The organism is Proteus vulgaris (assembly GCF_023100685.1).
Taxonomy (GTDB): domain Bacteria; phylum Pseudomonadota; class Gammaproteobacteria; order Enterobacterales; family Enterobacteriaceae; genus Proteus.
Genome location: NZ_CP090064.1, coordinates 1,899,933 through 1,921,060, shown reverse-complemented (window position 1 = coordinate 1,921,060; position 21,128 = coordinate 1,899,933). Strand labels below are relative to the sequence as shown.

The window sequence follows — 21,128 nt, the reverse complement described above, 5'->3', positions numbered from 1 at the left end:
GAATAACCTCTTTGTTTTAATCTTTAACCTAATAGCATTTCGATACGCAATAGCGCATTAACCAGTGCATCTATATCGTTTTTATTGGTATACAACCCAAGAGATGCGCGACACATTGCTGGAACTTGATAATAATCCATAATTGGCATAGCACAATGATGCCCGGTACGGATCGCAATACCATAATTATCAAGAAAAGCCCCCACGTCATAAGCGTGATGTTTACCTAAATTAAAAGCTATCACACCTTGGCGAGAATCATTGCCATACAGCGTTAATGATTTTACTTTTTGTAGCTGCTCTTGTGCATACTTCATTATACTATTTTCATATTCCGCAATATTATTCATGCCTAAATTTGAAAGATAATCTAATGCGGCACCTAAGCCAATCATCCCCATAATGTTAGGCGTACCGGCTTCAAAACGCCAAGGCGCATCCGCATAGGTAATATCACCATTGATATGGACATGTTTTATCATTGCACCACCGCCTTCCCAAGGTGGCAATTCATCGAGTACTGCTTTTTTACCGTACAACAAACCAATCCCTGTCGGTCCATAAAGCTTATGAGCACTACAAACAAAAAAGTCACAATCAAGTTGTGAAACATTAATGGATTGATGCATTGCGCTCTGCGCACCATCAACCAAAATATGTAATTCACCACCTTGTTGAGAAGCATATTGCCGAGCATCATAAATAATTTGTGCAACAGGATTCACTGTACCTAATACATTTGATTGATGCGTAATACTAAGTAATTTTGTTCGTTCATCAATTAAACTAGGCAACTGACTTAAGTCCAGCGTACCATCTTGCAATAATGGTAAAATACGGACATGAAAACCATACTGTTTTGCCAGCATATACCACGGAACAATATTCGCATGGTGTTCCATTTCTGTGATGATGATATTATCACCATCGTTTAAGAACCGTTGGCTATAAACATTCGCAATTAGATTGATCCCTTCCGTTGTTCCTTTAACAAAAACGATCTCTTCTTCGCTATTGGCACCTAAAAAATCACAGGCTTTTTTACGGACATTTTCAACTAACGTTGTCGCATTCGCACTTAACGTATGAATGCCGCGATGAACCGCGGCATATTGTGTTAAGGCAAACTGCTTTTCATGTTCAATGACGCAAGCCGGTTTTTGAGCACTTGCGGCACTGTCGAGATAAATCAATGGTTTTCCTTTCACTTGTTGTGAAAGGATTGGAAAGTCATCTCGCGCTTTTTCAATGGAATGCGTCATAATGCCTTATTTTATACCTCTAATAAGCGCTGATTAATTCTGTCTAATACAAGCGATTTAATCACACTATTTTCTATCGATTCAGTTAACTCAGCGGCAAATGCATGAATAATCATTTTACGAGCGTCACTTAAAGTAATACCCCGTGAACGTAAATAAAACAATTGTTCATCATCAATTCTACCTACCGTGGCACCATGACTACATTTCACATCGTCGGCATAAATTTCAAGCTGTGGTTTAGTATCAATTTGCGCTTTATCACCCAACAACAGATTGTTATTAGTCATTTGACCGTCTGTTTTTAATGCTTGTGGCGTAACAGTGATCATACCGTTAAATACGGCTTTTCCTGCATCCATTGCAATACTTTTATGTAGTTGGCGACTTTGGCAATTTTTCTCACCATGAACTAACCAAGTACGAGTATCCGCAATTTCACCTGCTTTAGGTAATACAACGCTATTCATCGAAAGCTCTGTATTTTCACCTTTTAGCGCAGAACTCGTGTGATGACGGCTGAGTTTAGCACCCAATAAGAAAGCATAACTATTAACACGAGCATCACGACCTATAGTCATATCATTATGTGCAAAGTGCTGACTTTCTGCATTTTCAAAACTTAATTTTATATGGCTAAAAGAGGCATTATCACCAATCGTTGCCGTTAATCTTGCGCCTGTAAAATGACGATTTTCATTGTTACTGCTGATATAGTGCTCAATGACCTGCATTTGTGTATTAGCACCCACATCAAGATGAAAACGATAATTCGCGTTATTCACCTCTGCACCATGCTCACCTTGTGTAATATTAAGGATATAAAGCGGTTTATCCGCAATAACACCGTTTTTCAGTGTAATAAGCAAAGGATGTGGCGCTAAACTTTCAACTAAATGCAGAAAAATTTCACCATTGACGGCTTCTGGTAACTCGCTCTGGTTATCAAGTAAGGTTACTTGATAAGGGCCAAATTCTTCACTACTTTCTGTTGGCGAAAACGTACCATTCACCATCACAATACGATAGCAATCAAGCGCTAAAGCATGTTTAGCAATTAAATTTCGCACATCAAAAGGTGGCAGCTGTTGATAACTTTGGCTTAACGTCTCATCTAATGGCGTATAGTGCCAATCTTCATGACGATAAACAGGAAAACCTACTTTCTCAACTTGCAACCAATGATTGCGAGCATTGAGGTTATCGTTACCCTTACGTTGATGATATAACTCAGAAAACGTTTTTAGTGCTTGTTGATTACGTAGTTCAACTTGGCGCTGTTTTTCACGCTTTTCATTGAGGGTCAATAAGCCAGCCATAACCTTGTTCCTCCAATTTTTGCGCCAATGAAAAATCACCTGATTTAATGATTTTTCCCTGATAAAGCACGTGCACAAAATCAGGTTTAATATAATCAAGAATACGTTGGTAGTGTGTTACAACAATAAATGCACGTTTACCATCACGTAGGCTATTAACACCATTAGACACGATTTTTAATGCATCAATATCAAGTCCTGAGTCGGTCTCATCTAAAATGCATAGTTCAGGCTCTAGTGCGGCCATTTGCAAAATATCGTTACGTTTTTTCTCACCACCTGAAAATCCCACGTTAACAGAACGTGTTAACAAATCTTGAGGCATATCCAGTAATTTGATTTTATCTTCAATAAAATCTTCAAAATCAAAGCGATCTAACGGCTCTTGCCCACGATATTCTCTTACTGCATTCACTGAAGATTGTAAGAAAAACTGATTACTAACACCGGGTATTTCAACAGGATATTGAAATGCCATAAAAATACCTTCGCCTGCGCGATCTTCAGGTTCTAATTCTAATAAATCTTTATTTTTGAAAGTAATAGAACCTTCATCTACTTCATATTCTTCACGACCAGCAAGTGTTGCAGATAAGGTACTTTTACCTGAACCATTTGGCCCCATAATCGCATGAACTTCACCTGCACGAACTTGCAAATCTAGTCCTTTCAGGATTTCATTGCCTTCAACACTGACATGTAAATTTTTAATATCTAACATAATATATGCCTTCGGTATCGTTACACCCAGAATTTGATTAATACTTAACCAACGCTATGTTCTAAGCTGATTGCTAATAATTTTTGTGCTTCTACAGCAAATTCCAGCGGTAATTCTGAGAACACGTCTTTACAAAATCCGTTTACAATCATTGAGATTGCATCATCTTCACTTAATCCACGCTGACGACAATAAAACAGTTGATCTTCACCAATACGTGACGTTGTCGCTTCGTGTTCAAGCTGTGCTGAGTTATTCATTACCTCAACATATGGGAAAGTATGTGCGCCACATTGCGTACCAATTAACATGGAATCACATTGTGTAAAATTACGGGCATTTTTTGCACTAGGGAGAACTTTCACAAGTCCACGGTAACTATTTTGACTTTTACCCGCAGAAATACCTTTAGAGATAATGGTTGATTTGGTATTTTTGCCAATATGGATCATCTTAGTACCGGTATCTGCTTGTTGATTGCCATTAGTTAGAGCAACCGAGAAAAATTCAGCAGTAGAATTATCCCCTTTTAAAATCACGCTTGGGTATTTCCAAGTGATTGCAGAACCTGTTTCTGACTGTGTCCACGACATCTTGGCGTTTTCGCCTTCACAGATAGCGCGCTTAGTTACAAAGTTAAGGATGCCACCTTCACTATCGCCACCAGAGAACCAGTTTTGTACAGTAGAATATTTTACTTCAGCATCTTTATGGATAATGACTTCAACCACAGCGGCGTGAAGTTGATAACTGTCACGAACCGGCGCTGAACAACCTTCGATATAACTGACATAACTGCCTTCATCAGCGACCAGAATAGTTCGTTCAAATTGACCTGTTTGAGCCGCATTAATACGGAAATAAGTCGATAACTCCATTGGGCAACGTACCCCTTTTGGAATATAGACAAAAGTTCCATCAGACGCGACTGCGGCATTTAGTGCGGCAAAGTAGTTATCATGGCTTGATACAACGGTGCCTAAATATTGACGTACTAAATCAGGATATTCTTGAATAGCTTCGCTAAATGAGCAGAAAATAATGCCATGTTCAGCAAGCTCTTCACGATATGTTGTTGAAACTGAAACAGAGTCAAAAATCGCATCAACCGCAACCGCTTGCCCTTCTCTTACGGGGACACCCAGTTGGTTAAAGGCATCTTCAACTTCTTTAGTTAAATAATCTTGCGCAGCTTGTTTATCACTAGTTACTGCTTCATTTGCACCACCAGCACAACTACCGTTAGCACAACATGAACTGCAAGAAGGTGCAGAATAGTAGCTATAATCTTGATAATTAAGCGATGGATAATCTGCTTTTAGCCAATGCGGCTCTTCCATTTCTAACCAATGGCGATAAGCATCTAAACGAAATTCCAGCATCCACTCTGGCTCGTTTCTTTTTGCCGATATTGCACGTACAACCGCTTCATTTAATCCTTTTTCTAAGGTATCGGTTGATATATCGGTATAAAAACCTTCTTTATAGTGGTGATCGCTTAGCCATCCCTGAACTTCATCACCAATTTCAACATTGCTCTGAGACATAATCTGACTTCACTATGTTATACCCCAAAGCTCTCACCACATCCGCAGACGTTTTGAGCTTTAGGATTATTAAATTTAAACATTTGATTAAGTCCTTCACGAACATAATCAACAACAAGCCCATCGATGAATGGCATTGCTTTTAATGAAACAAACAGTTTTGCACCATTATGTTCATACACAATATCATCTTCATTTGGGCCTGTAGCGAGTTCAATAACATAACCATACCCAGTACAACCAGAGGGTTTGATATTTAAGGAAAGCCCCTGTTTTTCAGGGTTTTTCTCAACTAAATGGCAAATATGTTTTGCTGCATTATCCGTCAGTACAATGCCTTGCCAAGCTGTGTCGTTAAGAGAAAAAGTTTCAACGTTGTTTGTCATTTCTGACCTCATTTCGAAAGGAGATTGATATCTTTCCTGACACTAATGGTAATGATAACCCTTATCACTTCAACCATGTCTTTTGAAAGGATATTATGCAAATGTATGTTTTTTGTTCTATTATTGCGTTAAATTTGTTAAATTTCATTTTTAACGCTATGTAATATATCACTTTTATCTTTTTTTATAACAAAAAATAAAACTTTTAATTTTTATTATATTTCGCACAATAAGCATATAAGTTGCAATATAAATACACTTTATATGTTATCACTGAAATCGAGAGAAAAAAGCATAAAAATATGTATCTACACGATGATGTTTACTGTGCACACGTTTCATTTTTATGCTTGTTATGCGGGATAAGATAGCACCACTGATGGAATAACTTCTTATTGTATTGTGTGTTTGCTGAACTTATTTATTAATTGAAATGGTTTGAATATGTTCTCTTGTACATTCAATAATTTGTTTGTATTTCTGCTTGTTTGACTGGCTATTTATTGTACTAATAAATTGTAATTGCCAAACGCGATTTGTGCTTAGATCTGCCACTAAAACACCTTCATAGCTTACATTTTCTCTTGCCATATTCCCTTCAAAAAGAACATGTCTGCTTTCAACACTCGGAATGGTTAATGGCTTTATTGATGTAGAAATTTCATTCATACCATCAATTATCGCAATATTATCAACGATGCCTTGTGCTCCAGCATCCACATCGTAAGTCATTGCATCGGCCATTTTAAAATAAACCAGACGAACTTCTGATAAATCGCAAATAGGCTTTGACTTATAAACTATCATTTCTGTTGTAACGTCCTGAACATTATCAGGCAATATTTTAAAATAGTTTTCAGTATCTTCTCTGCTCATTGAAAATGAAGTGGGATACGCCATATTAAAACCAGAAATAGTTTGTACTGGAATATTACTTACATCATTACTCGTTTTAGAGGTAGAATTATTATCACATCCGGTGAGTAATAAACCTGCAATTAATAATGCTGCGGTGTTGAATTTTGAAATAGTTAACATTGTGAGCGTCTTTTCTTTTATTATGAAGATAATGATTATCATTAAAAATAAAATCTAAATAAAGAATAATTTCTATTTTTGTTCTCTATTTTTATTCTTTTTCTCATTATCTATAAATAAAAACGCACAAAGCGAGTATTTCACTTTGTGCATTTAATTTTTTACTTTCTTAAGAAATAACTGATGTGGTTAATCTTGAAATACATACTTGACGATCTTCATCATCAAATATTTCTATTGACCAAACTTGGTGAGAACGCCCTAAATGAATAGGTTTACATACCCCTCTCACCTTACCTTCTCTGGCTGAACGAATATGATTAGCGTTAATTTCTAAACCCACAATTTTCTGTTCACCTTCGGTACAAAGATACCCAGCAACCGATCCTAGGGTTTCAGCTAAAACAACAGAAGCACCACCATGCAGCAAACCTAGAGGTTGTTTTGTACGATGATCAACAGGCATTGTTCCTTCAAGATAATCATCGCCGAGGCACGTTAATTCAATACCTAAATGGCTCATCATATTATTTTGGCTAATATGATTAAGATGCTCGATTGTCGTTTCACGTTTCCATATCATGGCATAATCTCCAATAGCGCCTGTAGTGGGTGTTTAAGCTCAATATTATCAATACGTTTTACTTGACTACGACACGAATACCCTGTGCTTAAGCAACGCATTGTCGGCAATGTTTTTAGTGCATTACCCCATGAGAGTTGGTAAATGCCTAATGAGTTTTCATAATTGTTCAGTTCATGTCCATAAGTACCAGCCATTCCACAACATCCTGTGCTTACAAATTCGAGTTGTTGCCCATAACGTTGGAAAATTGTCTGCCACTGTTTCATGCTTTGTGGTAGTGCCGTTACTTCCGTACAATGCCCGAAAAGATACCATTTTTCAGCATCATCGCGAACAGCTATTGGTTCACTCACTAATTTATTTAACCATTCATGAACGAGTTGAACCTTAAAATCACCCCGTTTATCACCCAAAATTTCACGATATTCATCGCGATAACAAAGCACTAATGCGGGATCAACTCCCACCATTGGAATATCTAATTTTGCAACACGATTAAGCATGGTTGACGTTTTTTGTGCCGTTTTACTAAATTGTTGTAAAAAGCCTTTAATATGTTGCGCTTTTCCATTGGGTGAAAAAGGCAATAAAACAGGTTTAAACCCAATTTTTTCAATAAGTTTGATAAAATCCGCGACCACTTTTGCGTCGTAATAGCTGGTAAAAGGATCTTGCACCACCAGCACATAATGGCTTCGTTGCTTATCAGATAAACGTTCTAAATCTTCTAACGTCATATCTAGAGCGTGGTGACCTGCTAATTGTTGTTTTAATGTTGGCGATGACAGTAGCGGTAAATCTACCATTCCTATAGTATGTTTACTTAATGACTGCACCAAGGGTTGCTTCATAAAGAAATTAAAGAATCCTGGCGCTTTAGCCATGATAGGGGTTGTTAATTCAACATTCGCAACAATATGATCTTTTAATGGCCGTAAGTAGCGCTGGTGGTACAATTCAGTAAATTTAGAACGAAATGACGGTACGTCAATTTTAATCGGACACTGAGTTGAACAGGCTTTACAAGCTAAACAGCCATTCATAGCCGCTTTCACTTCATGAGAAAAGTCATATTCGCCACGTTTGGCTTTCCATGTATTACGTGTTTTTTCAATCAAACTTCTTAAGCTAGGTTTATTATTTTCTAGGCTAGATCCAAGTTGTTTTGGGTTAACACCTTGCTCTGTTAATAAACGTAACCACTCTCTTACTAGTGCAGCTCGCCCTTTAGGTGAATGAATGCGTTGCCCACTAATTTTCATAGAAGGACACATTGGACTTTTCGCATCGAAATTAAAGCAAAGCCCATTACCATTACAGTCTAAAGCTCCTTTAAAATCTTGACGAACAGATAAAGGGATGGTGCGATCAAAGGTGCCTCGTTTAATGGTATCAACTTGTTTCATAGGTTCATCAACCTCTAACGGAGGGCAGATTTTCCCAGGATTAAGCCTATTTCGAGGATCGAATACCGTTTTGATTTGACGCAGTTCATGATAGAGCGTTTCACCGAAAAATTCGGGGCTGTATTGCGCTCTAAAGCCTTTTCCATGTTCACCCCAGAGTAACCCACCATATTTGGCTGTTAACGTGACAATGTCGTCTGAGATAGATTTCATCAACAATTCTTGTTGTGGATCGCACATATCAAGTGCGGGTCTTACGTGTAATACACCTGCATCGACATGCCCAAACATGCCATAATTGAGTTGATGACTGTCAAGTAACGCTCTAAATTCGGTAATATAATCAGCAAGATGTTCTGGTGGTACACAAGTATCTTCCACAAAGGGAATGGGCTTTGCTTGCCCTTTTGCATTACCTAATAAACCCACCGCTTTTTTACGCATGGCATAAATACGGTTAATATCCGCTAAATCATCACACACTTGATAACCGATAACACCACTTTGCCCCTCTTTCATTAATGAATCTAAACGTTGACATAATGATGTAACTTGAGAATGAATTAATACTTCATCATCACCCGCAAACTCAACAATATTAAGGCCTTGCATATCTTTATCTGGTACATCTGTGATCAATTCTTTGACGGAATGCCACACAATATCTTCACGAGCAAGATTCAAGACTTTGGAATCAACAGTTTCAACAGAAAGTGCATTGGCTTTAACTAAAAAAGGCGCGTTACGCAATGCAGAGTCAAACGAATCATATTTTACGTTGACTAAACTGCGCTGTTTGGGAATTGGCGTAATATCCAACGTTGCTTCAGTAATAAAAGCCAGCGTGCCCTCTGAACCGGTTAAAATTCGGGTTAAATCAAAGCGTTTCATGTCATCACTAAAAACATGACGCAAATCATATCCCGTTAAAAAGCGGTTTAATTTAGGGAATTTTTCAAGAATAAGTTTTCGTTGTTCTTTGCAACGGGATAAAACAGTTCGATAAACCTTTCCAATAGCAGAGCTTTCTTGTGCGATATTCTCGGCTAATGCCGTATCCATGGCCCGGGTTTCAAGCAGTTCACCACCTAACAAGACAGCCCGAACACCAAGGACATGATCAGAGGTTTTACCATAAACCATAGAACCTTGCCCTGAGGCATCGGTGTTAATCATTCCACCTAATGTGGCTCGGTTACTGGTAGAAAGTTCAGGTGCGAAAAAAAAGCCATAGGGTTTTAAAAACAGATTGAGCTCATCTTTTATCACACCAGCTTCAACTTTAACCCAACGTTGTTCTGGATTTATCTCAATAATACGTTTCATATAACGAGATAAATCAACCACTATACCATCAGTCAATGCCTGCCCATTGGTTCCGGTACCTCCGCCTCTTGGTGTCAAAGAAAGCGAATGAAATTTGGGTTCATCGACTAGGCGTGCAACAATAGTTACATCAGCCGTTGAGCGAGGAAAAACCACCGCCTGTGGCAATAACTGGTAAATACTATTATCTGTTGCCATAGTGAGTCTATCAGCATAACTGCTGGAGATATCACCGGTGAAGCCATTTTTTCGAAGAGTATCAAGAAATTCTGTTGTGAGTTCACTAACTTGCGGTGCTTGCGATATACGTGGGATCATTTGTTATAGCTCTTTAATCTAATAGTCCACATTGCTTAATTTTTGATATTGAAATGTATGCTAAGAGGTACTTTGCCTCATTTTGTACTTTCAGACCGATACCTGTTCACCTTATCATACAATTCTGGCAAATTGCGTAGTGATATAAACAACGTGATATTTGCAATGCTTATTCATCTGCTTCTAGCATTTTTATTCGTGTAGGGATTTAAAACCATGGAAAAACCGCAGATCCATACAGATATACCCAAAGTTTTATTCACTGTTCTTTTTATTTCTTTTTTTATTATCGCCAGTTTTTGGATACTCAATCCCTTTATTGTGGGTTTTATTTGGGCTGGAATGATTGTTGTTGCCACATGGCCTTTACTCCTTATTATTGAAAAACGAGTAAAATATCGTTGGCTATCTACCATGATAATGATGATCTTGATATTACTGATCTTTGTTATCCCTATTATCTTGTTAATTAGTAGTGTTATTGATAATAGTGCTCCACTCATTGAGTTAGCTAAATCACCTTCGAATATTCAGCCTCCTCAATTATTATGGCTTAATGATATCCCAATGATAGGAAGCAAACTTTATGATACATGGCACTCTATTCTCGTTTCTGGTGGCAATGCGTTAATCACCAAAATTCAACCTTATGTTGGGCAAGCCGCCAACTGGTTTTTTGCTCAAGCCCTAAATATCGGTCGATTTGCTCTGCATTTAGGTGTGATGTTGTTATTTTCTGGCTTACTGTTTTTACAAGGTGAGAACGTTGTTGCTTGGTTACGTCATTTTGCTATTCGCTTAGCAGGCCAACGTGGTGATGCGGCTATTTTACTAGCATCAATGTCTATTCGTGCCGTTGCCTTGGGTGTGGTATTAACCGCCTTAATTCAAGCAATTGTCGGTGGTATTGGCCTTGCAGTATCAGGTGTTCCTTATGCCACAGTGCTTACCGTTGTCATGTTCATTTGTTGCCTTGCACAAATAGGCCCTTTATTAGTGCTAATCCCTTCTGTTCTATGGCTATTTTGGACTGGTGATACAACTTGGGGCATTGTCATGGTGATTTGGGGAGGAGCTGTGGCAACTATGGATGGTATATTACGCCCATATTTGATCAAAATGGGGGCCGATTTACCGATGGTATTAATTCTAACGGGGGTTATTGGCGGAATTTTGACATTAGGTATGATTGGATTATTTATCGGTCCTGTTGTTCTTGCTGTTGCACATAGTTTATTAAATGCATGGATAAATGAAGTACCAAAGCCTAATCCTGATCTAACTGAAACAGTAGAATTTATGAATAAAAACTTTATTGAAAAAGAATAAATAATAATGGGCATGTAAGTGTAGCTACTTACATGCTCTAAAATTAATAGACTAAAGTTTAATAAAGATTATCAATTTAAGAATGAATTATTATATTTTTATATTCAAACTTACAATTTGAAACAAATTACATTCTTTTAAACCTGTTTGTTACCAGCTAGTTATATTCACTTTGAAATAGGCTAATATTATTTTTATTGAGATAATTCTTAGAGCATAATTAACTCATTTCTCTTAATATAAATATCAACGAAACAAATGTTTCACCGAATTAATGATTTCGCCTTTCATATTAATAGATTAATTGGCGGAATTAAAGAATATAAAATATTGCTGTGTGTAGTCTTTGCCTGTCAGCCCATGATAGGCTTTTTTTTTACCTATTATTTAATAATTGTATAAAAAAAGCTCACATTATTTTGTGAGCTTTAATTTATGACCTTTATATTAATTCTATTGTGCTAATTTCACCCAAGTTTTAATTACGGTATCTGGATTTAAAGATAAACTATCAATCCCTTCTTCCATTAGCCATTGTGCGAAATCTTCATGATCAGAAGGTCCCTGTCCACAAATACCCACATATTTACCGTTACGTTTAGCCGCTTGGATTGCCATTGATAATAATGCTTTTACTGCATCATTGCGTTCATCAAATAGTGCAGAAACGACACCCGAATCTCGGTCAAGACCTAATGTTAATTGGGTCATGTCGTTAGAGCCAATAGAGAAACCATCAAAGTGTTCTAAGAATTTATCCGCTAATAAGGCATTTGATGGAATTTCACACATCATAATCACTTTTAAGCCATTCTCACCACGTTTTAAACCGTTTGCAGCCAATTCTTCAATAACTTCTTCAGCTTGGCGTACCGTACGAACAAATGGGATCATCACTTCAACATTATCTAAACCCATATCATTACGAACACGTTTTACCGCTTCACACTCAAGCGCAAAACAACGACGAAAATCATCGGATATATAACGACCTGCTCCACGGAATCCTAACATTGGGTTCTCTTCATCCGGCTCATAACGGTCACCACCAACTAAGTTGGCATATTCGTTAGATTTAAAGTCAGACAAACGAACAATCACACGTTTAGGCCAGAATGCTGCCGCCAATGTCGCAATCCCTTCTGTTAATTTACTAATGTAATATTCAACAGGAGATTCATAGCCAGCCATCATCTCATTAATTTCAGCTTTTAATGCTTCGCTTTGATCGTCATACTCTAATAATGCGCGAGGATGGACACCAATCATACGGTTGATAATAAATTCTAAACGCGCAAGACCCACGCCGTCATTTGGTAAACCAGCGAAATCAAATGCACGATCAGGGTTACCAACGTTCATCATGATTTTCAGACCAAGTTCAGGCATGTTATCGATTGCGGAGCTTTGAATAGAAAAATCCAGTTTGCCATCATAGACAAACCCCGTATCACCTTCAGCACAAGAAACTGTAACGACTTGCCCTTCTGTAATACATTCTGTGGCATCACCACAACCTACAACAGCAGGAATACCTAATTCACGTGCAATAATCGCAGCATGACATGTTCTACCACCACGATTTGTCACAATCGCAGAGGCCTTTTTCATAATAGGTTCCCAATCTGGGTCTGTCATGTCAGTAACCAGTACATCACCCGCTTCAATTCTATCCATTTCATTTAAGTTATGAATAACTTTGACTGTACCTGTACCAATTCGATGACCAATAGCACGACCTTCAATGATTACAGTGCCACTTTCATTTAACTGATAACGCTCCATCACTTGCTGGTTAGATCGAACGGTTTCAGGACGAGCCTGTACTATATACAAACGACCATTATGCCCATCTTTAGCCCACTCGATATCCATTGGACGACCGTAGTGTTGTTCAATCAATACAGCTTGTTTTGCCAATTCTTGAACTTCATTATCAGTCAAAGAGAAACGATTGCGCAGTGCTTCTGGCGTATCTTCAATACGTACTTGTTTACCGTGCTCTATACTGTCTGCGTAAACCATTTGGATCTTTTTAGAACCTAAGTTACGACGAACAATTGAAGGTAGGCCTTTTGCTAGAGTTGGCTTGTGCACATAAAATTCATCAGGGTTTACTGCTCCCTGAACAACCATTTCACCTAAACCATAAGCTGATGTAATAAAGACAACTTGATCGAAGCCTGATTCAGTATCGATGGTAAACATCACACCTGAAGAGGCAAGATCAGAACGCACCATACGCTGAACACCTGCAGATAACGCAACACCGCGGTGATCGTAGCCTTGATGGACACGATAAGAAATTGCTCGGTCATTAAATAACGAGGCAAATACGTGTTTAATCGCAACGAGAATGGCATCAATACCTTGAACGTTTAAAAACGTCTCTTGTTGGCCCGCAAAAGAAGCATCAGGCATATCTTCTGCTGTTGCTGATGAACGAACGGCAAAAGAAGCTTCTGACTCACCTTCACTTAATGTGAGATAAGCATCGCGAATATCTTTTTCAAACTGAGGCGTAAAAGGTGTATCAATTACCCACTGGCGAATTTGATTACCTGCTTGGGCCAGTTGATTAACATCGTCAACATCAACACTATCAAGCAATTCATAAATACGCTGATTGATACCACTCTGTTCCAGAAAATCATTAAACGCTTGCGCTGTGGTAGCAAACCCATTAGGAACAGAAACTCCCAGTTCCGCGAGGTTTGTGATCATTTCACCGAGGGAAGCATTTTTCCCACCAACACGATCAACGTCATTCATACCTAATTGGTTATACCAAAGTACATTGCACGGGGTGAGGCTATTGCTGGACATTGAGAACAATCCTTTTTTAAACAATTATGAGAGAGAGAAAAAAAGAAAAACCCGCTGTCAAAACGACAACTTAAATAAGCGTATCACAATGTTATAGTGAATATAGAAAGGTGAATCGATCAACCAGAAAACTTTATTTTTTTATCCTTTATAATCACTAAAAATGCTATAGATAATGTTGTTTGATTCGCTAATTCAGCTAAAAAAAGGTGAGCGTTATGATATTAAGCTTAAATTCTATTAATTGTGATAATAATGAACCCATTGATAGAACAGTCTTTTTTATCTCTGATGGTACAGCTATTACAGCAGAAGTTTTAGGCCACGCTGTACTTTCTCAATTTCCATTAAGAATGAAAAGTTATACATTGCCTTTTGTTTCTACAGTGGAAAGAGCTGAAGAAATAAAACAGAAAATCGCTGAAATTTATAAAAAGAGTGGCTCTAAGCCCCTTGTTTTTTATTCTATTATTAGCCCCGAAGTTAAACAGGTAATAAATAGTAGTGAAGGCTTTTGTCAGGATATTGTGCAATCTCTTGTATTACCGCTTGAAAAGGAGATGGGTATTCAAGCCTCACCAAAATTAAATAAAACACACGGGTTAACAGAGAAAAATCTTAGTAAATACGATGCCCGTATTGCAGCTATTGAATACACGCTTTCTCACGATGATGGAATATCATTACGTAATCTCGATCAAGCACAAGTTATCTTAATTGGCGTTTCTCGTTGTGGTAAAACACCCACCAGCCTCTATTTAGCTATGCAATTTGGTATTCAAGCAGCCAATTACCCATTTACTGCTGATGATATGGATTTTTTAAAACTCCCTACTGAATTAAAAGAGTATCAACATAAATTATTCGGTTTAACCATTGCACCAGAGCGCCTGGCTGCTATCCGAGGTGAACGTCGTGAAAATAGCCGTTATGCTTCAATTCGCCAATGCAGAATCGAATTAGCCGAAGTGGAAGCCCTTTTCAGAAAAAACAATATTCCTTATCTCAATACCACTAATTATTCTGTTGAAGAAATTTCAACTAAGGTAATTGATTCTATGGGATTAGCGAGAAGAATGTTCTAAGTCTTAACCTTATTTTTTTTATTGGTTTTTCTCTAATAACGCTGTTGAAATTAGCTGAATTTCGTTTATTGTGATCTTAATCACTGGGTAGACTTACCCTGTATATTTATTGAGATGAATTATGTTAAAGACAGACGAACTACGGACTAAGGCTTTAGACAGTCTGGTGACACCAGAAACCTTAGCAAAAGAGTTCCCCATTTCTGATGAGATAATCCAAAATATCACATCAGCACGTAAACGAATTGAAGCTATCCTTACTGGTGAAGACAAACGACTTTTAGTGATCGTGGGTCCTTGTTCTATTCATGACCCCAAAGCAGCCAAAGAATACGCCACGAAACTTAACCAGCAAAAAGAACGCTATCATGACCGCTTAGAAATTGTCATGAGAACCTACTTTGAAAAACCACGTACAGTTATTGGTTGGAAAGGCTTAATCTCTGATCCTTATCTTGATAATTCTTGCAATGTTAATGAAGGTATCCGCCTTGCAAGAAAATTATTAATTGAGATAAATACATTAGGTTTACCAACTGCAACCGAGTTTCTTGATATGGTAACTGGTCAGTATATTGCTGACTTAATTAGTTGGGGTGCTATCGGCGCAAGAACTACAGAGAGCCAGGTTCATCGTGAAATGGCATCTGCGCTTTCTTGTCCTGTGGGCTTTAAAAACGGTACGGATGGTAATACTCGTATTGCTATTGATGCAATTCGTGCTTCTCGCGTTGGTCACACTTTCTTATCACCTGACAAAAATGGCCGTATGACAATTTACCAAACTAGCGGTAATCCTTACGGACACATTATTATGCGAGGTGGTAAAAAACCAAATTATCATGCCAGCGATATTGCAGATGCTATTGATGCACTAAAACAAGTGGATTTACCTGAACATCTTATTATCGACTTTAGTCATGGTAATTGTGAAAAGATCCATCGTCGCCAATTAGAAGTGGCTCGCAATGTCAGTCAACAAATTAAAGATGGCTCACAAGCTATTGTTGGCGTGATGGCTGAAAGCTTTTTACAAGAAGGCTCACAAAAAGTCTTGCCAGAAAAACCTCTTGTTTATGGACAATCTATTACTGATCCATGTTTAAGCTGGAATGATACCGAGCAATTGCTTGAATTATTAGCACAAGCCGTTGAGAGTCGATTTTAATAAACCTATTTATTAAGGGGATAATTCTATCCCCTGCTATTTTTCTTCTCTATTCATTCTGTATTGATCTTATTTTTTAGTAAAAAGATAAGCCTCTTTTATTCCTTTGTTTTAAATTTCATCACATACCGTTTTATCACTCACAATATGACTTAAATTTACCTGTTTACGTTAAAAAAAGCTTGTCTAAATACATTTGTTAACGATAATGATTATCATAATGATAACGCTTATTACTCTTAGTGTATTATGAATAAAAAAGCTAATAATTTGGATAGTTCATTGGTTAAACAGAACTCTCATTCTTCAATAATTCAATCTATTAATAGTATTGAATTATTGGGTAAAGATGGCGTGGTTTACATTCAACATAACGGAGAGTTGTATCAACTACGTCAGACCAAATCAGGAAAACTGATCCTGACTAAATAATCATTTTTGACAATAACTCGCAAGCCACCTATCAATTCAGCTAGGCAGCCAGCTAAATAACTCCATATACAAGGACTTTTTATGGACATTTATGGTATGTGTATGCTGAAAAAACATTTCAAATATTCAGGTATAGCAACAGCTCTTTGTCTGTTGTATTCCCCTATTGCCTCTGCACACCCAGAAAAAACGAACACGGACTCTCTTACTGTTGTTGGTCATAAATATCACGAACTAGAACATAACTTCCAATCTACGATTGAAACCTCAACACCTCAGGCAAAAACAGCGTCAACAACAGGTGAAATGTTAAAAGAAGTCGCAGGTATCACTCTCTCAGGAACAGGCGTGACTAATGGTGCCAATATTCTAATGCGAGGATATGACCAAAAAGGTGTCAAAATTCTCGTTGATGGCATTCATCAACCACTCGAAAACACCATGAATAATTTAGGGGGCATATTTCTTGACCCGTCTTTAATTAAAAGTATTAATGTCAAACACGGTTCCGCCTCGACTATTCATGGTGAAGGCGCTATGGGGGGAGTTGTCGCTTTTAATACTCTCGATCCTCAATCAATATTGAAAAAGAATAAAAACTTAGGCGCTAAATTATTCAGTTCTTATTCTTCTGCTGATCGCCATTTTTCTTATGGTGGGATAATTGCAGGTCAACATAAACTATTCTCTGGTTTGATTTCTTACACTCAACGTCAGCGTGGCCCTATCTTATTGGCTGATGGGCAAAAAATGGATAACAATGAATCCATTAATAACTACTTTGCTAAAATCTATCTCTATCCTACAAATAACCAAACCTTTATTTTCTCAGCTCGCCATTATGATAATTCAGGTGAACAACGAGAAGTATTACATCGTATGGGTGGATATGGTAAAGAAGAAAGTAATCAGGTATATCGAGATACTCAGCAAAAAAATTACTCTCTAACTCATCACTATGCCCCTGAAAGTAATTCTTGGATTGATTTAACAACCTATCTTTATTACTCACAGTTTGGTATTAAGCAAACTTTTTTAACCGATGTAAAACTTACAGAATATGACCGTAAAAAAAATGAAAAAGGTGATATCGGTCTTTTCGAAGCTCGAACACAATCAACTTATGGTGGGAAATTAGAGAATTACACTAATATTACACCTCATAATAATCTTAATTTATCTGTCATTATTGGTACTGAAGTTTACCGACAGAAAATGAAACCCAACAACAAGGCTAAAAACTTCCCATTGGCAAAAATGGATTATGCCGCAACATGGTTACAGAGCACACTGTCGACACCACTATTCCCTTTATCCTTAACTGCGGGTATTCGCTATCACTATTATGAAAGTGTTCCAAATAAAGAAATTGATAGTGTCATTTATAATCATGCAGTTAGAAATGCAGATACAAGTAAACTCATGCATAAAGCAAGTTATCGAGGTACCACTGAAAATGTAAAATTAACATTTTCCGCAACACCGTGGTTACAGCTTTACACGTCATACTCGACTGCATTTAGAGCACCGACATTAAGTGAGATGTTTAATGATTCCGTTCATTTTGATATAAACCGATTGGTAAGGTCTTATTGGATACCTAATCCTTACTTAAACCCAGAAAGAAATAGGACTTGGGAATATGGAGGAAAGATCTCATTCCAACAGTTATTATCAGAAAGTGATGCACTAGAAATTAAAGTAGCTTATTTCGATACATTATCAAAAGACTATATTTCTTATGCTGAATGGATGGGAACGATTTTTGGAAGAATGAGCCTAAAAGCCTATAACATTGCGAATGTTTATATTGAAGGTACCGATATTGCTTTACGTTATACCCACTCTTGGCTCTCTGCTGGATTAAGCTATAACCGAACAAACACATTCCAACTTACAGATAGTGAAACCATCTCCCCCGTAAGACCAGAAATTCTTACCGCCTTTATACAGGTTCCTATTGCCAAAACACCTTTCTCATTAGGTTGGTCAGGACAATTTGCCAGCGCTACTGACTCTAAAAGTGGCTACAGCGGCATTGTTGCTCCACATAATAAGGGTAAAAAAGTCACTCGATTACAAGAAGTTGTTCAACAATTTCCTGGATATGCTGTTCACGATTTTTCACTCAGCTATCAATCTAAGAAAAATAAAGATCTACAAGCAACACTGATGTTGGCAAATGCTTTTAATTATGAGTATTTCTCAACACGAGGTGTGCCACAAGAAGGCAGAAATATAAAAATGTCCATCAGTTATCGCTGGTAGATGAGGAGCAATGATTTATATAACAAAGGGCTGTTTTAACAGCCCATTAAAATAACGGAGATCCATCTGCATGTCTCAGTCATCCCTATTAATTAAATTTAGTTTACTGGCTGTTGCTGTTTCTTCTGCTTGTGTGTCAGCACAAGAGAAAACACAAACTAGCGAGGAGAAAAAAACAGAAGTGCTTACCGTTTATGCGACTGGTAATGAGCGTGATAGCTTTACGTTACCCATGATGTCAACCGTTATTAAAAATAACAATGCGTTGTCAGAAACCGCAGGTAGTGCTTCTGAATTACTTCGCCATGTGCCCGGAATTTCTATTTCCGGCGCAGGTCGTACTAATGGTGAAACCATCAGTATGCGTGGATACAGTAAAAATGGAATATTGACACTTGTAGATGGTGTACGTCAAGGAACTGACACTGGCCATATTGACAGTATTTTTATTGATCCTCTTCTTATAAAGCAAGTTGAAGTAGTTCGGGGTCCTTCTGCATTATTGTATGGTAGTGGAGCACTTGGCGGTGTTATTGCTTACGATACCGTTGATGCAAGCGATCTACTTTCAAAAAACGAACAAGGCGGTGTACGTGTTATTGGTCTTGGTAATACCGCGCAACATAGCCAAGGTTTAGGTGTTACTGCTTTTGGTAAACACGATAACCTTGATGGTCTCGTGGCATTATCAGCTCGTGATAAAGGTGATATTCGTTATGGTGGGGGTTATCGTGCACAAAATGATGAAACCATTATTAACCTACTCTCCAAAGGGCGTTGGTTTATTGATGATAGCAATACATTAAGCGGACAATTCCGTTATTACCATAACAATACTAATCAGCCCAAAAACCCTCAAGTTCCCTCAAATCCTACACTTGCTAATGTAGAAACTGATCGTACTACAACACAAAAAGATGCACAGTTAACCTATCAATACAATCCTTCGGATTTACAGTGGGTTAATCTAAAAACGCAGGCTTATTACAGTGAAGTTGATATCAATGCCAAAACGATACAAAAAGGATTTGAAGGTCGAGAACAAAAAACCTATGGCATAAAACTCGAGAATCGCTCTCAAGTGGGGATGGATAGCTTTGCATCACATGGGCTTACTTATGGTGGCGAAGTGTATAAACAGAAACAATCACCAAGTCAAAATACAGAAAGCTTCCCACAAGCAGATATCCGTTTTATGTCAGGCTGGGTTCAAGATGAGGTCACTTTACGTGATTTGCCTGTCTCCTTAATTTTAGGAACCCGTTTTGATAAATATAAAAGCCAAAACGATCGTTATGATGATATTACTGCTGATAAATGGTCATCCAAAGGAGCTATCAGCATCACGCCTACTGATTGGTCAATGCTTTATACTTCTTATTCACAAGCGTTTAGAGCACCTTCTTTAGGCGAAATGTATAACGATGCTAAGCATTTTGATGCGCCATTCCCAGGAGCACCAACAAACTATTGGCGTCCTAATCCCAATTTAAAACCCGAAACCAATTCAACCACCGAATACGGATTTGGTTTTCAATTCGATGACTTATTATCTAATAATGATAATCTGAAAATTAAAGCTGCCCATTTCAATACTCGTGCAAAAGATTATATTGATGCAGATGTCGCTATTTTTCAGGGATATACACAATCAACAAATATTCCAAGAGCAACTATTTGGGGGTGGGATGTTTCTATGAGCTACCAATCCAAATTCTTTAATTGGGACTTAGCGTATAACCACACCAAAGGAAAAGATAATGCCACAAATGCCTCAATTACTTCGATTGAACCAGATACATTGACCAGTCGCTTTGATGTTCCAGTTCCAAGCACAGATTTTTCTGTGGGCTGGGTCAGTCAATTTACCAAGAAAACGGACTTTACTAAACATGACCGTTTTAATCGCCCTACCAATCACCAACAAGCAGGTTATGGCGTCAATGATTTTTACCTTCGTTATGAAGGTAACGCCTCCTTAAAGGGGCTAACAACCTCATTTGTACTGGGTAACGCATTTGATAAAACTTATTATTCTTCTGCCGGTATTCCTCAAGAAGGTCGTAATGCAAAAGTACTTGTGAGTTATCAATGGTAATTAACAATAAAAT

Annotated in this window: 15 protein-coding genes; 6 read left to right on the top strand and 9 right to left on the bottom strand. The window is 37.7% G+C overall.

Annotated elements, in window-relative coordinates; translation table 11 throughout:
• Positions 1-23: 23 nt before the first annotated feature.
• The 8 genes from sufS to ydiJ form a co-directional block, all read right to left on the bottom strand.
• Positions 24-1,262, bottom strand: coding sequence for a cysteine desulfurase SufS (gene sufS / locus LW139_RS09430; protein ID WP_166541360.1), 1,239 nt, complete (start codon positions 1,260-1,262; stop codon positions 24-26).
• A gap of 11 nt (positions 1,263-1,273) precedes the next feature.
• Positions 1,274-2,581: a Fe-S cluster assembly protein SufD gene (gene sufD, locus LW139_RS09425; RefSeq protein WP_247851127.1), complete on the bottom strand. Its 1,308-nt coding sequence runs from the start codon at positions 2,579-2,581 to the stop codon at positions 1,274-1,276.
• Positions 2,556-3,302: a Fe-S cluster assembly ATPase SufC gene (gene sufC, locus LW139_RS09420; RefSeq protein WP_072070316.1), complete on the bottom strand. Its 747-nt coding sequence runs from the start codon at positions 3,300-3,302 to the stop codon at positions 2,556-2,558. The genes sufD and sufC overlap by 26 nt, the downstream gene beginning before the upstream one ends.
• Before the next feature lie 44 nt (positions 3,303-3,346).
• A complete protein-coding gene (sufB, locus tag LW139_RS09415; protein WP_109408688.1) occupies positions 3,347-4,849 on the bottom strand; it encodes a Fe-S cluster assembly protein SufB in 1,503 nt (500 codons plus the stop codon).
• A 17-nt stretch (positions 4,850-4,866) separates the two neighbouring features.
• Positions 4,867-5,235, bottom strand: a complete 369-nt coding sequence (sufA, locus tag LW139_RS09410; RefSeq protein ID WP_166541362.1) for a Fe-S cluster assembly scaffold SufA — start codon at positions 5,233-5,235, stop codon at positions 4,867-4,869.
• A 417-nt stretch (positions 5,236-5,652) separates the two neighbouring features.
• Positions 5,653-6,273, bottom strand: coding sequence for a hypothetical protein (locus tag LW139_RS09405; RefSeq protein ID WP_247851126.1), 621 nt, complete (start codon positions 6,271-6,273; stop codon positions 5,653-5,655).
• Positions 6,274-6,442: 169 nt separating this feature from the next.
• Positions 6,443-6,856: a hotdog fold thioesterase gene (locus LW139_RS09400; RefSeq protein ID WP_247851125.1), complete on the bottom strand. Its 414-nt coding sequence runs from the start codon at positions 6,854-6,856 to the stop codon at positions 6,443-6,445.
• Positions 6,853-9,909, bottom strand: a complete 3,057-nt coding sequence (gene ydiJ, locus LW139_RS09395) for a D-2-hydroxyglutarate dehydrogenase YdiJ (RefSeq protein WP_247851124.1) — start codon at positions 9,907-9,909, stop codon at positions 6,853-6,855. Before ydiJ ends, LW139_RS09400 begins: the two co-directional genes overlap by 4 nt.
• A 216-nt stretch (positions 9,910-10,125) precedes the next feature.
• Between ydiJ and ydiK the strand changes: the two genes are divergently transcribed.
• On the top strand, positions 10,126-11,238 hold the full coding sequence (gene ydiK / locus LW139_RS09390) for an AI-2E family transporter YdiK (RefSeq protein WP_109408683.1): 1,113 nt from the start codon (positions 10,126-10,128) through the stop codon (positions 11,236-11,238).
• Positions 11,239-11,691: 453 nt separating this feature from the next.
• On the opposite strand, the gene ppsA is transcribed toward ydiK, so the two are convergent.
• A complete protein-coding gene (gene ppsA / locus LW139_RS09385) occupies positions 11,692-14,064 on the bottom strand; it encodes a phosphoenolpyruvate synthase (protein WP_247851123.1) in 2,373 nt (790 codons plus the stop codon).
• A 218-nt stretch (positions 14,065-14,282) separates the two neighbouring features.
• On the opposite strand from ppsA, the gene ppsR reads away from it, so the two are divergent.
• The 5 genes from ppsR (at position 14,283) to LW139_RS09360 (ending at position 21,115) form a co-directional block, all read left to right on the top strand.
• A complete protein-coding gene (gene ppsR, locus LW139_RS09380) occupies positions 14,283-15,149 on the top strand; it encodes a posphoenolpyruvate synthetase regulatory kinase/phosphorylase PpsR (RefSeq protein WP_166541366.1) in 867 nt (288 codons plus the stop codon).
• A gap of 121 nt (positions 15,150-15,270) precedes the next feature.
• Complete coding sequence (locus tag LW139_RS09375) at positions 15,271-16,317, top strand: 3-deoxy-7-phosphoheptulonate synthase (protein ID WP_072070331.1); 1,047 nt, start codon at positions 15,271-15,273, stop codon at positions 16,315-16,317.
• 249 nt (positions 16,318-16,566) lie between these two features.
• Positions 16,567-16,749 (top strand): hemin uptake protein HemP, encoded by a 183-nt coding sequence (gene hemP, locus LW139_RS09370; RefSeq protein WP_166541367.1) that lies wholly within the window; start codon positions 16,567-16,569, stop codon positions 16,747-16,749.
• Between the two features lie 81 nt (positions 16,750-16,830).
• Positions 16,831-19,017: a TonB-dependent receptor domain-containing protein gene (locus LW139_RS09365; protein WP_227336796.1), complete on the top strand. Its 2,187-nt coding sequence runs from the start codon at positions 16,831-16,833 to the stop codon at positions 19,015-19,017.
• 70 nt (positions 19,018-19,087) lie between these two features.
• The gene (locus LW139_RS09360) at positions 19,088-21,115 is read left to right on the top strand and encodes a TonB-dependent hemoglobin/transferrin/lactoferrin family receptor (protein WP_247851122.1); all 2,028 of its coding nucleotides are present in this window, start codon (positions 19,088-19,090) and stop codon (positions 21,113-21,115) included.
• Positions 21,116-21,128: the final 13 nt, after the last annotated feature.

Bases quoted from the DNA above. Each gene is read 5' to 3' on its own strand.
- sufS (WP_166541360.1), bottom strand. From the start codon at position 1,262: ATGACGCATTCCATTGAAAAAGCGCGAGATGACTTTCCAATCCTTTCA.
- sufD (WP_247851127.1), bottom strand. From the start codon at position 2,581: ATGGCTGGCTTATTGACCCTCAATGAAAAGCGTGAAAAACAGCGCCAA.
- sufC (WP_072070316.1), bottom strand. From the start codon at position 3,302: ATGTTAGATATTAAAAATTTACATGTCAGTGTTGAAGGCAATGAAATC.
- sufB (WP_109408688.1), bottom strand. From the start codon at position 4,849: ATGTCTCAGAGCAATGTTGAAATTGGTGATGAAGTTCAGGGATGGCTA.
- sufA (WP_166541362.1), bottom strand. From the start codon at position 5,235: ATGACAAACAACGTTGAAACTTTTTCTCTTAACGACACAGCTTGGCAA.
- LW139_RS09405 (WP_247851126.1), bottom strand. From the start codon at position 6,273: ATGTTAACTATTTCAAAATTCAACACCGCAGCATTATTAATTGCAGGT.
- LW139_RS09400 (WP_247851125.1), bottom strand. From the start codon at position 6,856: ATGATATGGAAACGTGAAACGACAATCGAGCATCTTAATCATATTAGC.
- ydiJ (WP_247851124.1), bottom strand. From the start codon at position 9,909: ATGATCCCACGTATATCGCAAGCACCGCAAGTTAGTGAACTCACAACA.
- ydiK (WP_109408683.1), top strand. From the start codon at position 10,126: ATGGAAAAACCGCAGATCCATACAGATATACCCAAAGTTTTATTCACT.
- ppsA (WP_247851123.1), bottom strand. From the start codon at position 14,064: ATGTCCAGCAATAGCCTCACCCCGTGCAATGTACTTTGGTATAACCAA.
- ppsR (WP_166541366.1), top strand. From the start codon at position 14,283: ATGATATTAAGCTTAAATTCTATTAATTGTGATAATAATGAACCCATT.
- LW139_RS09375 (WP_072070331.1), top strand. From the start codon at position 15,271: ATGTTAAAGACAGACGAACTACGGACTAAGGCTTTAGACAGTCTGGTG.
- hemP (WP_166541367.1), top strand. From the start codon at position 16,567: ATGAATAAAAAAGCTAATAATTTGGATAGTTCATTGGTTAAACAGAAC.
- LW139_RS09365 (WP_227336796.1), top strand. From the start codon at position 16,831: ATGGACATTTATGGTATGTGTATGCTGAAAAAACATTTCAAATATTCA.
- LW139_RS09360 (WP_247851122.1), top strand. From the start codon at position 19,088: ATGTCTCAGTCATCCCTATTAATTAAATTTAGTTTACTGGCTGTTGCT.